The organism is Winogradskyella costae (assembly GCF_013403865.1).
Lineage (GTDB): Bacteria > Bacteroidota > Bacteroidia > Flavobacteriales > Flavobacteriaceae > Winogradskyella > Winogradskyella costae.
On the sequence record NZ_JABFDK010000001.1, the window covers coordinates 869,939 to 883,873 of the forward strand.

Sequence of the window (13,935 nt, forward strand, 5' to 3'; positions counted from 1 at the left end):
TTTGTGCTTTAACCTAAAGGCAAATTCGTGCAAAGGCGCCAGGTCCCAAAGAAAATTTTCATAACGATATACTTTGAGACGCTGCGCCTTTGCGTGAAAAGACAATTCATATGACATACAATTTCAACGACATTGAAAAAAAGTGGCAAGACTACTGGGCAAAAAACGAAACGTTTAAAGCCTCAAACACTAGCGACCAACCTAAATATTATGTATTAGATATGTTCCCTTATCCATCAGGAGCTGGTTTACATGTTGGTCACCCTTTAGGTTACATTGCTAGTGATATCTATGCGCGTTACAAACGTCATAAAGGTTTTAATGTCTTACATCCACAAGGTTATGATTCTTTTGGTTTACCAGCAGAGCAGTATGCGATTCAGACGGGTCAGCACCCTGCAGTCACTACAGAAGCGAACATAAAAACGTATCGTCGTCAGTTAGATCAGATTGGTTTTTCTTTTGATTGGAGTCGTGAAGTACGTACCTCTAATCCTGAATATTATAAATGGACACAATGGATTTTCATCCAATTATTCGAATCTTGGTACAATAACGATTCAAACAAAGCTGAGCATATTGATACTTTAGTTGAAAAATTTGTGTCAAAGGGAAACGTAACAATAAATGCAGCTTGTGATGATAATATTGAGCCTTTTACAGCCGAAGAATGGAATAATTACACCTCAGAAGAACAACAAAGCATCCTTTTAAAATACAGATTAACCTATCTAGCAGAAACAGAAGTGAACTGGTGCCCTGCATTAGGAACTGTTTTAGCAAATGACGAAATAGTAAACGGCGTTTCAGAACGTGGTGGACATCCTGTTGTTCGTAAAAAAATGACACAATGGAGCATGCGAATTTCTGCTTATGCGGAACGTTTACTTCAAGGTTTAGATACCATTGATTGGACTGACGCTTTAAAGGATATTCAAAAAAACTGGATTGGTAAATCCGTTGGTGCTTCGGTAACTTTTAATGTGAATGGACACGATGATGTCATCGACGTTTTCACCACAAGACCAGATACTATTTTTGGAGTGTCATTTATGACTTTAGCTCCAGAACACGAATTAGTGTCAAAAATTACAACAGCAGAACAAAAAGAAGCAGTTGAAGCCTACATAGAAAAAACAGCGAAACGTAGTGAACGCGATCGTATGGCCGATGTAAAAACCATTTCTGGTGTATTTACTGGCGCCTATGCAGAACATCCGTTTTCTAAAGAACCTATTCCGATCTGGATTGGCGATTACGTGTTAGCAAGCTACGGAACAGGCGCAGTCATGGCAGTGCCTTGTGGTGACCAACGTGATTACGATTTTGCAAAACATTTTGATATTGCGAGACCAAATATATTTGAAGGTGTTGATATTTCTGAAGAAGCTTACGCCTCTAAAGACAATGTAAAAATTGCAAATAGTGATTTCTTAAACGGATTAGCTTATAAAAAAGCATCTAAACTCGCTATTTATCAATTAGAGCAATTAGGACAAGGAGAAGGCAAAACCAATTACCGATTACGTGATGCTGTTTTTTCTCGTCAACGTTATTGGGGAGAACCTTTCCCAGTGTATTATGTGAACGACAAACCTCAAATGATTGATGCGGCACATTTACCAATTAGACTTCCTGAAGTTGAAAAATATTTACCAACCGAAGAAGGTGAACCACCTTTAGGACGTGCAGACGTTTGGGCTTGGTGTACTGAAAGTAATTCTGTGGTTTCTAATGATAAGATAAACAATACAACAATTCACCCACTAGAATTAAATACCATGCCAGGTTGGGCTGGTAGTTCTTGGTATTTCTTCCGTTATATGGAAGATACGGCTAATAGAGATGGTGTTTTTGCAAGTGAAGACGCGCTTAAGTATTGGGAAAATGTAGATTTATATATTGGTGGTAGCGAACATGCTACAGGTCACCTACTCTACTCGCGTTTCTGGGTGAAATTATTGAAAGACCGCGGTTATGTCAATGTAGAAGAGCCTTTTAAAAAGTTGATTAACCAAGGGATGATATTGGGGACTAGTGCTTTTCCCATGGTTTTGATTTTAAATGTAGACCCTAAAGTTAAATATAGTAAAGAGTTTGAAAGTGATTTTCTTGAAGATTTGACATATTTAGCTAATGTGCAAAGTCAAAACTATTTTCTGTCTAAAGATTTATCTAAACAATTTCATAAAGCTATTAAATTAGAGCAAATTGAATCAGAATTTTTAAAAGGTTCAATTACAAATTGGTTGGATAACCTTTTAGATTTTGAGCAATTCAAGTTCTTATCGAAAACTGATTTAACTATTAAATGCGAACCAGTTGAGCTACATATCCCTATTGATTGTGTTGAGCTAGATGATAGCATAAATTTTGATAGTTTGAATAATTCAGCTCTTTATTATTTGCATAATAAAGAATATAGCTTTTTAAAAAATGAGAAAGGCAAATTTATAACGGAAAGAGTTCCTGAAAAAATGTCTAAATCAAAATACAATGTGGTCAATCCAGATAGCATTGTTGCCGATTACGGAGCAGACAGTCTAAGATTGTACGAAATGTTCTTAGGGCCGTTAGAGCAATACAAACCTTGGAATACTGCTGGGATTACAGGAGTCCATAATTTCCTTAAAAAACTATGGAAATTATATCATCAAGGTGATGATATAAACAAAGATAATCCGGATTATTACCTTCATAATCCAAGTACAGATGATGTATATTCTGCTGGAAAAGTCGTTAAACGTGGGTTTGGAGTAAATGATGCAGAACCAACTAAAGACAACCTAAAGACATTACACAAAACCATAAAGAAAGTCCAAGAAGATATTGAGAACTTCTCGTTTAACACCTCTGTATCTACCTTTATGATTGCCGTTAATGAGTTAACACAACAAAAATGTACAAGCAAAGCTATTTTAGAACCTTTGTTGGTTTTAATTTCGCCTTATGCACCGCATATTGCGGAAGAATTATATTCAAAATTAGGACATACGGAATCGATATCAACGGCAGCTTTCCCAAAATTTGAAGCAAGTTATTTAGTAGAAAGCAGTAAAAAATATCCAATATCGTTTAATGGTAAAATGCGTTTTACACTAGAATTACCAATGGATATGAGTAAAGACGATATTGAAAAAACCGTAATGGCTCACGAAAAAACAATTGCACAATTAGAAGGTAGAACACCTAAAAAAGTCATCGTAGTTCCTGGTAAAATTGTAAATATTGTTGGGTAAACTTCTAAGATATATCATCATATGCTTACCAATAATTAGTTGGTCACAAGCCTATGATGGTACTATTGGTGATTATCCTATTCATTTAGAAGTCACAATTTATCCTCACGAAAAAGACTCAACCTCTGGTGAATTAGAAGGCTATTATTTTTACGATTCTAAACTCATTAGTATTCCAATATCTGGTGATTTCGAAAAAGATAAACTAACTTTAATTGATGACTATTTTTTTAGACCTGAAAAAGTCTTAGATGCTGACGAAGTTTTTCAATTAACAAAAAAAGGGAATCAACTCGAAGGTAATTTCAAAATAAAAGATAAAACATACAACGTTGTTTTAACTGAAACAAAACAAGACCCCTTAGAAGATTTTAGAAATCCTAAACTAACCTTTGTAAAAGACAGCATCGTTAATTACCAAGACAAGCAGTTAGTTTGGTTTCACGAAAAATATTCTCAGCTACCCTTATTTAGATTAGGCAATGGATTTACCCCTGAACAACGCGCTGTTTTCAATCCTATTTTAGATGCTATTCATTTAGAAGATTCTAAAGACAAACTAGATTGTAATTCTTGGTTTGAAATTTCATACGACATCAACCTCGTCGATACTAAATTTATAAGTTACTTAAAATATTACAGTGTCTATTGTGGTGGTGCACACCCTTCTCATGGTAATGTCGCTTATAATTTTAATCTTGAAACCTTAGAAGAAGTTAAAGAGGTGGAAACCTTATTTCCGAAGGTTGATTTTTTTCAGAAGTTAAAAACTAAATATGATAATGCAGAGGCTGATCGACAAGAAGAATGCGAAACTTTTGTTGATGACCGTCATTGGCAGTATAAAACATGGAATTTAACACCCAAAGGTGTACTACTTATTCCAAGTTATCCCCATGCTTTAACACCGTGTGAAGAAAACTATTTTTTAAGCTATTTTGAACTTACCAAAGCCTAGCCTTATGAGTTCTGATAAACAGTCATTAGAAAAACCAACATCAAAAAAGAAGCCAAAACATTTAAAGGATTATTTTGATTTTCGTAATAATCAGATCAATCAAATTGGCTTAATACTTTTTTCTGCATTTATAATTAGCACCTCTATACATTTCTTTTTTGAAGAACGTTTTACCAAAGAGCAGTGGCAAACACAACCCATGACGCGTCATAAAATTGTAGATGATCTTATTGATTCTCGAGTTTTATTAAACAAATCAAAACCTAATGTTATAAAATATTTAGGCCCACCAAGTTTGACTATAACAAAAGACATCGTATTATACGAACTTGGCTTAGCACCACAATTTAATAGCGACCAAGTAGAACATCTATATATAGAGTTTAGTAATGAGACTGTTTCTAAAGTATCTTTAAGACTGTATGACTACTAATGCTTCAGCTTAATCCCTATTTTTATTTATAAGTTTGTTTCTAGCTTCAATAATCATAACACCACTTCACTAAAACTTTCTCGCATTAATACAATATCATATTGAACTCAAAGTCAACTCGATTTTTAAGAGTTTATAAATTAAAAGCTTCAAAATAGTAATTCCGTAAAAATGATTTCAAATTGACATTCAAATTTGGAACGACACATGTATTAATGCTAATTTTCAAAAGCTATAAATCTTTTAAATCATTAAAAAATGAAAATCGGAGTTCCAAAGGAAATCAAAAACAATGAAAACAGAGTTGGTATGACACCTTCTGGCGTTTTTGAACTTACAAAAAACAAACACACTGTATATGTTCAGAAAGATGCTGGTTTTGGTAGCGGATTTTCGGATTTAGATTATATCAATGCTGGTGCCATAGTGTTAGAAACGATAACAGACGTTTATACGTCTAGTGACATGATTGTAAAAGTAAAGGAACCTATTGCTGAAGAATATCCTTTAATACAATCGCATCATGTGGTCTTTACCTATTTTCATTTTGCGTCTAGCGAACCCTTAACAAAAGCCATGTTAAAAAGCGAAGCCGTTTGTATTGCATACGAAACGGTTGAAGATAAAGATGGCTCGCTTCCATTACTAACGCCAATGTCTGAGGTTGCCGGAAGAATGGCCATTCAACAAGGTGCTAAATATTTAGAAAAACCTATTAAAGGTCGTGGCGTATTATTAGGTGGAGTTCCAGGTGTACCTCCGGGGCGTGTTTTAGTTTTAGGAGCTGGTATTGTAGGTATCCAAGCGGCTAAAATGGCGGCTGGCTTAGGAGCCCATGTTACTATTATGGATATTAACATGAAACAATTACGTTACGTTAACGACGTTATGCCTAGCCATGTGGTCACTGAATTTTCAAGTGAATATAATATTAGAAGACGCATTAAAGACCATGATTTAATTATTGGTGGAGTCTTAGTAAGAGGTGCGAAAGCTCCTAAGTTAATCACTAGAGATATGCTAAAAGATATGAGACCAGGAACTGTTTTGGTTGATGTAGCGGTAGATCAAGGTGGTTGTATAGAGACTACAAGAGCAACAACACACGAGGACCCAACATTTATTATTGATGACGTAGTACATTATTGTGTGGCAAATATGCCGGGTGCTGTACCTTACACATCGACTTTAGCTCTAACTAATGTCACATTACCTTATGTGCTACGTTTAGCAAACCAAGGATGGGAAACGGCATGTAAAAATGACGAAACTTTAGCTAAAGGCCTCAATATCGTTAAGGGTAAAATCGTTTATGAAGAAATCGCTGAAGCCTTTAATTGGTCGGTTGATGCAATGTAAGGTCTGCGACTGTCACATAAAGTCCTGACAAAACTTCTTAACTAAAATTTGGCTCATTATTTGCAATTCATTTATTAAATTTACATGAATTAAAAATTTCAAATTATGAGTGGAATGATAGGATATTACATACTAATTGGTGCTATTGCTTTAGTGAGCTGGTTAGTGAGTAATCAACTTAAACGCAAATTTGCTAAATACTCTAAAGTACAATTGCGCAATGGTTTATCTGGTAGAGAAATTGCAGAAAAAATGTTGGCAGATAATGGTATTACTGATGTAGAGGTTATTTCTACACCAGGACAATTAACAGATCATTACAATCCAAAAAATAAAACAGTTAACTTAAGTGAGTCTGTTTATAATCAAAGAAACGCTGCTTCGGCTGCTGTTGCTGCTCACGAATGTGGCCATGCCGTGCAACATGCACAAGCATATAGTGCTTTAGGTATGCGTTCTGCATTAGTGCCAATCGTTAGTGTGACCTCTGGAATGTCGCAATGGTTGGTCATTGGTGGTTTAATTTTAGGTGCTGCTGCAGGTGTTGGCTTAGGATATTGGGTTGCCGTTGCCGGTCTAGTTTTTATGGGCTTTGCAACACTATTTAGCTTTATTACCTTACCTGTAGAATACGACGCAAGTAACAGAGCTTTAGCTTGGTTAAAAAATAAAAACATGCTTACACCAGACGAATACAAAGGTTCTGAAGACGCACTGAAATGGGCAGCTAGAACGTATTTAGTCGCTGCAATTGGTGCACTAGCCTCTTTATTATATTGGGCACTACAAGTGTTTGGTGGTAGAGATTAATAAGGTAAAACATATAGATACAATTAAAGCTCTGATTAATCGGGGCTTTTTTTATTTGAATTACTATTGAAATTACATACATTAGTTAAACTAACCAATCCTTAAATCTACCATGGACCATCAATTCCAAGAAAAAATTATGATTAGCAGCCTTTCAGAAGTTGATCGTGTTGCTTTTTACAAGAAAACATATTCACATGTTGCAGGCGGAGTATTAGTCTTTATTTTGTTTGAATACCTTTTACTCCAAAGTGAAATGGTCGTCAGTTTTATGCTCTCTATGACGCAAGGTTATAAATGGTTACTGCTACTTGGAGGTTTTATGTTCGCTACAAATTATGCAGAAGGCATGGCTATGAAAACTACGGACAAAAACATGCAATATTTGGCTTATGGCATTTACATATTTTTCGAAGCCCTAATTTTTGTTCCCATGCTATATATAGTAACAGAACTTATGGGTCCTTCTGGTTCAGACATTCTTTATCAAGCTTCCATAGTCACATTAGCACTATTTACAGGGTTATCTGCCGCTGTATTAATGACAAAAACTGATTTTTCGTTTTTAAAAACAGGCTTAACAATTGGTTTTTTTATCGCAATTGGGCTAATAATTGCAGGGACCTTGTTCGGTTTTGATTTAGGATTATGGTTTTCTGTTGGGATGTGTTTGCTAGCGGGCGGATCTATTTTATATCAAACCTCTAATTTGGTAAAAACTTATGGAGTGGAAGATTATATTCCTGCAGCACTAGGTTTATTTGCGTCATTAATGTTATTATTTTGGTATATCCTTAGAATATTTATGTCTAGAGATTAATTTTAACTTAGACTATCGATAATAAGCAAGCCCAACTAAAAACTTTAGTTGGGCTTTTCTTTTAAGTATTTTATTTTATCTCTAATTTTATCAATAGAAACAAATTAAAGATAATATAACATAGAATCATATTAAACCTGTTGTTTTCTAAAGCTTATAAGTGGCGTAAATTTGCACCCGCTTAAAAAAGCACAATACATTAAATATAAAAATCATGAAGACAAGTAACAGAACAGTAACAGAGAGTAAAGTAGGAACAAAAACGTTAAAATTTGGTAACGCGAGTTCACTAGTTTGGAATACTAAAAGACGTTACAAATAGATATAAATTTACTATAAAAGTAAAAAGCCCGACTGAAGTTTTCAGCTGGGCTTTTCTAATAGATATTATTCAATTTTGTCACCATTTTTATCATAAAAATGATATTCAAGATAAGTGTAAGCATCTCTAGGTAAAATTTTCACCCATTTTTTATGTTCAATAAACCACTTTGAACGCACTGATGGAAACCCTTTGGTTAAAAAGGCTGCTATAAAAGGATGTGTATTAAGAGTCACCTTTTTATAGTCTTTTTTCAAAATCCTTTGTAGGTCTTGATTAATGCGTTCCACCACTTTAATTGGTGCTTCGATTTCATCGCCTAATACATTAGGATTCTCTTCTTTCGTTTTAATATTGCGTTCTGGCCTAACGCGCTGTCTGGTTATTTGCACTAATCCAAACTTACTCGGCGGCAATATTTTATGCTTTGCTTTATCATCTTTCATCTCATCTCTAAGATAATTATAAAGCTTTTTTCTGTTTTCCGCTTTTCCCATATCGATAAAATCGATAACGATAATGCCTCCCATATCACGTAAACGCAATTGTCTAGCAATTTCTTGAGCAGAAATCATGTTCACTTCTAAAGCCGTATCCTCCTGGTTCTTCTCTTTATTAGAGCGATTACCACTGTTTACGTCTACAACATGAAGCGCTTCGGTATGTTCAATAACCAAATAAGCACCTCTTGACATAGAGACGGTACGACCAAATGATGTTTTTATTTGGCGTTCAATACCAAATTTTTCGAATATAGGTCCATTTTTATGATACTTCACTATGGATTCCTTGTTCGGTGCAATTTGTTGCACATAATCTTTTACTTGTACGTACATTTCTTCATCATCTACAACAATACCAGAGAATGAATCATTAAAAATATCTCTCAAAATAGAGGATGCTTTGTTCATTTCTCCCAATACTTTCGTTGGGTGATGTGCTTTGTACAATTTCTTACACATTGCTGTCCATCGATCCAGCAAATTTTGTAAATCACTATCGAGCTCGGCAACTTTCTTGCCTTCAGCTACAGTACGTATAATAACACCAAAACCTTTAGGTGTGATACTTTTAACGAGTCTTTTTAGGCGGTCTTTTTCTTCTTGAGATTCAATTTTTTGAGAAATTGAAATACGGTTAGAAAAAGGCACCAAGACTATGTATCTTCCAGCAATAGACAATTCTGAACTAATGCGTGGTCCCTTTGTAGAGATTGGTTCCTTTACTACTTGTACTAAAATGGATTGATTAGATTTTATGGCATTTGCAATGCTGCCATTTTTATCCAAATCTTTTTCCATAGGAAAGTCTTTAAGGCTATAATCCTTTAATTTTCCTGTGCTTACACGTTTAATGAATTTTAAAAGCGAAGGCATTTGTGGTCCTAGATCATGATAGTGTAAAAAACCATCTTTCTCATAGCCGACATTAACAAATGCAGCGTTTAAACCAGGCATGACTTTGCGTATTTTGGCAATAAAAATATCACCAACCGCAAAGTTATTATCCTCCTCGTCTTTGTGTAATTCAATAAGTTTTCCATCTTTTAATAAGGCAAAATCAACAATATCTGAACTCGATCTTACGATTAATTCCTTGTTCATGATGTTAATTTATATCTAGCTCTTCATTGAGATAGATGGATTTCACTAAATTATTTGACACAGGTCTCCCGATTTTAAACATCGGGAACACCAACAAATTTGGCAACACTCTATTAAATGCCGCAAATTCTATATCAAAGAACGTTTTTCTAAAACTGAAAAAAGTAGTTATAAAACTACTTTTAACAATTTATTTTTTCTTGTGACGATTAGCGCGTCTACGTTTCTTACGCTTGTGCGTCGCTACCTTGTGTCTTTTTCTTTTTTTACCACTTGGCATAATAAATAATGCTTTTTAAATTAATATTTTGTTTAAATGCTTTCTTAGTTAACCTCAACATTAGATTTAACTCCTTCTAAAAATACTTTAGCAGGCTTAAATGCAGGAATGTTGTGTGCAGGAATTTTTATTGTAGTATTCTTTGAAATATTACGACCTGTTTTTTCAGCTCTTGTTTTAATAATGAAACTTCCGAAACCTCTTAAATATACGTTATCTCCGCTCTCTAAAGATGTTTTTACTTCTTCCATAAAGGTTTCAACTGTCGCTTGGACATCACCTTTTTCGATACCTAATTTATCAGATATTTTCGCTACTAAATCAGCTTTTGTCATTTTTTACTAGTTTTAGGGTTACTATAAATTCTAAGGGATGCAAATATAGGTAATTTAATTTCAATAGTTCAAACGTAATTAATTAAAATTTAACACAATAAACATCTAATTTTGCTTTTCATTAAAAAAACTAAATGGATTTTAATCATAAATTAATCAACTGGTACTCAAGTAAAAAGAGAGAATTACCATGGAGAGAAACCAGCAATCCTTACTACATTTGGCTATCCGAAATAATTTTACAACAAACCCAAGTTAAGCAAGGATTACCATATTATGACGCATTTGTTACTCAATATCCAACAATTTTTGACCTCGCTAATGCCTCTGAAACGTCAATTTTAAAATTATGGCAGGGCTTAGGTTATTATTCTAGAGCTCGAAATCTTCATTTTACAGCAAAACATATTGTTAATGCGTTAAATGGTGAATTTCCAAATAATTATAAAGACATATTAAAATTAAAAGGAGTTGGTGATTATACTGCGAGTGCCATTGCTTCCATTGCTTTCAATGAAGTCGAAGCTGTCGTCGATGGCAATGTATACCGCGTATTATCAAGGTATTTAGGTATTGAAACTCCTATAAACTCAACGTTAGGTATAAAAGAATTTAAATCTTTAGCTTCAACCTTAATTGACCCTAAGCAACCAGCCACTTATAACCAAGCGATAATGGAATTTGGTGCTATGCAATGTAAACCAAAAAATCCAGATTGTACTGTTTGCCCTTTTCAAGATAGTTGCGTTGCCCTCCAAAATGAAATGGTTGATGTACTTCCTGTAAAATTGAAGAAAACTAAAGTCACCGTTAAATACTTTAATTTTTTAGTGTTTATGGACCCTCATAAAAAGACACTTTTTGAAAAACGAACTAACAAAGGCATTTGGCAACATCTTTATCAATTTCCTTTAATAGAATCTGAAAAAAGCTTAACTGCAGAAGAGTTTCATCTTTTAAATTTTAAAAACCATGATATTCTAAAGCCTGAAACTTTAGACTACTCCTTATATAATGAAGTAGATATTATCCATAAATTATCGCATCAGCACTTGCATACAAAATTCTGGATTATTGATGTAGCGTCACTTCCGAAAGAGGCGATTTTAATTAAAACGCTTACAAATTATCCTTCTCCAGTACTGATAAGTGAATTTATAGACAATTTCAGCTTTTAGAACCCTAAAGAAATCACATTTTTTTACTACTTTTAAAGTAGTGGTTACGCAATTGAGTAACTTTACAACTTATTAAAAATTAATTATTATGTCTGGAACTTTAAATAAAGTAATGTTGATTGGAAACTTAGGAGACGAAGTAAAAATGCATTATTTCGATGACAAAAACTGTGTCGGTCGCTTTCCGTTAGCAACTAGCGAAACTTACGTCAGCAAGCAAACTAATGAACGTGTATCTAATACGGAATGGCATAATATTGTAGTTAGAAATAAAGCCGCTGAGATTTGCGAAAAATATCTTACCAAAGGAGATAAAGTGTATATTGAAGGCCGTATCAAAACTAGAAAATGGACCGATGACAAAGGCATGGAGCGTTATTCTACAGAAATTCAATGTGATGAATTTACCTTTTTAACACCAAAGACGGATCAACAACCATCACAACAGACAAAAAAAACTAATACACCTAGTGCGACTTCGCAATCACAACCCTCTGCACCGACGAGTTCGGATCCTGAAGAGAATGATGATTTACCATTTTAACCATATAATCTAACGTAATTTTGGACCCAGAACCCACGGTTTTAATTTCATCCTTATTAATCGCTAATGCTTCTTTTATTACGAGTATTATCATAATTATAATCTTACTGACCTGTTCAGCTTTAATTTCTGGAGCTGAAGTTGCTGTCTTTTCTCTAACTAAAACCAACTTAGACGAGGGCTTAGAAAACAAGTCACCGGCTATGTTAATTATTGCTACTCTTTTAGAGCGGCCAAAAAAATTATTAGCCACCATATTAGTTGCTAATAACTTTATAAATATAGCAGTTGTTTTGTTGTTTGCTTATGTTGGAGAAACATTGTTTAATAGCATCACTCATACCCTTTTTCGATTTTTGGTTGAAGTAATTTCTGCAACGTTTTTAATTTTACTATTTGGAGAAATTATCCCTAAAATTTACGCGAGTAGAAATAGCGTAAAATTCTCCTCATTTATGGCAAGACCTTTACGCGTTTTGGATGTGATTTTCTCACCCTTAAGCTTACCAATGCGCTATGTAACGATTCAGATTCACAATAAATTTGGTAAACAACGCTCTAATCTTAGTGTCGATCAGTTATCGCAAGCATTAGAACTAACCAATGATAAAGACACGACTAAAGAAGAACAGAAACTATTAAAAGGTATTGTGTCTTTTGGGAATACAGATACCAAACAGGTAATGCGCCCAAGAATGGACTTGTTTGCACTAAGTATAAACACTCCTTACGACACTATTATTGCTCAAATTATAGATAACGGTTACTCTAGAATTCCGGTATATGAAGAAAGCATTGACACTATAAAGGGAGTCCTTTATGTAAAGGATTTATTACCTCACTTGAATAAAAAGACATTTGATTGGACTACTATTTTACGTGAACCCTTCTTTGTACCCGAAAACAAGAAATTAGATGATCTAATGGTAGAGTTTCAAACCAAAAAAGTGCATCTCGCTGTCGTTGTAGATGAATATGGAGGCACATCTGGGTTAGTTTCTTTAGAAGATATCATTGAGGAAATTGTTGGAGATATTAGTGATGAATATGATGATGATGATTTAATTTACACCAAACTAAATAATAACAATTATAGTTTTGAAGGTAAAACACCTTTAAAAGACGTTTACAAAATAGTCGGAATTGAAGACGATGCAGAGCATTTTGAAGCCAAAAAAGGAGATGCAGAAACGCTCGCTGGCTTTGTTTTGGAGATTTCAGGTGGATTCCCGAGAATAGGAAGTAAAATAAATTTTAAAAATTACGTTTTTACAGTAGAGGCATTAGAGCGAAAACGGATTAAACAAATAAAACTCACTTTATTAGATGCACAAGTGTAATCTAAGCGCATTAAACGGTATCATTATTCTAAAGATTGCTAAATACCCAACACTATATGCGCATTATAAGACCATAAACCAAAACACATGAAACGAATCGTTTTACCCCTTTTAAGTGCATTAATGTTAGGCTGCGGAGATGACACCTTACCTAAACCTAAGGGTTATTTAAGGCTCGAATATCCCAACGCTATTTATGAAAATGCTATTCTCCCCTTACCTTTTTCTTTTGAAAAGAACAAATTAGCAGACCCCATTAAAACGGTAAAATCATCAGGAGAAACTAATGGAGTTAATATTAAATACTCACCTTTAAAAGCCACCATTTATCTCACTTATAAAGAAGTAAAAAATGGTAACATTGATAGTTTACTTAGAGATGCTCAAAACCTGACACAAAAGCACACCATCAAGGCAGATGAAATCTCTCAACGCCCATTTGAAATTAAAGAGCATAACGTTTACGGAATGCTCTATGAAATAGGAGGCAACGCTGCATCTCAATCTCAATTTTATATAACAGATAGTATACATCACTTTTTAAGTGGCTCTTTATATTTCTATGCAAAACCTAATTACGATTCTATTTATCCTGCTTCAGAATACTTGAAAAAGGATATAAAGCATATTATGGAAACCGTACGTTGGAAAGAGTAGTTTTGCAACAAGCCTAAACATAAAAAAAGCCTTTCTAAATAATTAGAAAGGCTTTT

At 34.1% G+C, this 13,935-nt stretch carries 12 protein-coding genes; 10 read left to right on the forward strand and 2 right to left on the reverse strand.

Going from position 1 to position 13,935, the window contains the following annotated elements; genetic code table 11:
• Window positions 1-110: 110 nt before the first annotated feature.
• From HM986_RS03720 to HM986_RS03745, 6 genes are all read left to right on the forward strand, one after another.
• Window positions 111-3,239, forward strand: a complete 3,129-nt coding sequence (locus HM986_RS03720; protein ID WP_179333725.1) for a leucine--tRNA ligase — start codon at window positions 111-113, stop codon at window positions 3,237-3,239.
• Window positions 3,232-4,197 carry a hypothetical protein gene (locus HM986_RS03725; RefSeq protein ID WP_179333726.1) on the forward strand — a complete coding sequence of 322 codons (966 nt, stop codon included), beginning with the start codon at window positions 3,232-3,234 and terminating at the stop codon, window positions 4,195-4,197. Before HM986_RS03720 ends, HM986_RS03725 begins: the two co-directional genes overlap by 8 nt.
• 4 nt (window positions 4,198-4,201) lie before the next feature.
• Window positions 4,202-4,630: a hypothetical protein gene (locus HM986_RS03730; protein ID WP_179333727.1), complete on the forward strand. Its 429-nt coding sequence runs from the start codon at window positions 4,202-4,204 to the stop codon at window positions 4,628-4,630.
• Between the two features lie 258 nt (window positions 4,631-4,888).
• Window positions 4,889-5,989 carry an alanine dehydrogenase gene (ald, locus tag HM986_RS03735; protein ID WP_179333728.1) on the forward strand — a complete coding sequence of 367 codons (1,101 nt, stop codon included), beginning with the start codon at window positions 4,889-4,891 and terminating at the stop codon, window positions 5,987-5,989.
• 114 nt (window positions 5,990-6,103) lie between these two features.
• Window positions 6,104-6,799 carry a zinc metallopeptidase gene (locus HM986_RS03740; protein WP_179334384.1) on the forward strand — a complete coding sequence of 232 codons (696 nt, stop codon included), beginning with the start codon at window positions 6,104-6,106 and terminating at the stop codon, window positions 6,797-6,799.
• A 112-nt stretch (window positions 6,800-6,911) separates the two neighbouring features.
• Window positions 6,912-7,619 carry a Bax inhibitor-1/YccA family protein gene (locus tag HM986_RS03745; protein ID WP_179333729.1) on the forward strand — a complete coding sequence of 236 codons (708 nt, stop codon included), beginning with the start codon at window positions 6,912-6,914 and terminating at the stop codon, window positions 7,617-7,619.
• A 387-nt stretch (window positions 7,620-8,006) separates the two neighbouring features.
• On the opposite strand, the gene HM986_RS03750 is transcribed toward HM986_RS03745, so the two are convergent.
• Both HM986_RS03750 and HM986_RS03755 read right to left on the reverse strand, forming a co-directional pair.
• Window positions 8,007-9,545 (reverse strand): Rne/Rng family ribonuclease, encoded by a 1,539-nt coding sequence (locus tag HM986_RS03750; RefSeq protein ID WP_179333730.1) that lies wholly within the window; start codon window positions 9,543-9,545, stop codon window positions 8,007-8,009.
• 324 nt (window positions 9,546-9,869) lie between these two features.
• A complete protein-coding gene (locus HM986_RS03755) occupies window positions 9,870-10,160 on the reverse strand; it encodes an HU family DNA-binding protein (RefSeq protein ID WP_008270198.1) in 291 nt (96 codons plus the stop codon).
• 134 nt (window positions 10,161-10,294) lie between these two features.
• Here HM986_RS03755 and mutY point away from each other — a divergent pair, with 134 nt between their 5' ends.
• The 4 genes from mutY (at window position 10,295) to gldD (ending at window position 13,879) form a co-directional block, all read left to right on the forward strand.
• Window positions 10,295-11,338, forward strand: coding sequence for an A/G-specific adenine glycosylase (gene mutY / locus HM986_RS03760; RefSeq protein WP_179333731.1), 1,044 nt, complete (start codon window positions 10,295-10,297; stop codon window positions 11,336-11,338).
• An 88-nt stretch (window positions 11,339-11,426) separates the two neighbouring features.
• Window positions 11,427-11,882: a single-stranded DNA-binding protein gene (locus tag HM986_RS03765; protein ID WP_179333732.1), complete on the forward strand. Its 456-nt coding sequence runs from the start codon at window positions 11,427-11,429 to the stop codon at window positions 11,880-11,882.
• Window positions 11,883-11,902: 20 nt separating this feature from the next.
• A complete protein-coding gene (locus tag HM986_RS03770; protein ID WP_179333733.1) occupies window positions 11,903-13,222 on the forward strand; it encodes a gliding motility-associated protein GldE in 1,320 nt (439 codons plus the stop codon).
• 87 nt (window positions 13,223-13,309) lie between these two features.
• On the forward strand, window positions 13,310-13,879 hold the full coding sequence (gldD, locus tag HM986_RS03775) for a gliding motility lipoprotein GldD (RefSeq protein ID WP_179333734.1): 570 nt from the start codon (window positions 13,310-13,312) through the stop codon (window positions 13,877-13,879).
• The last annotated feature ends 56 nt before the right edge of the window (window positions 13,880-13,935 follow it).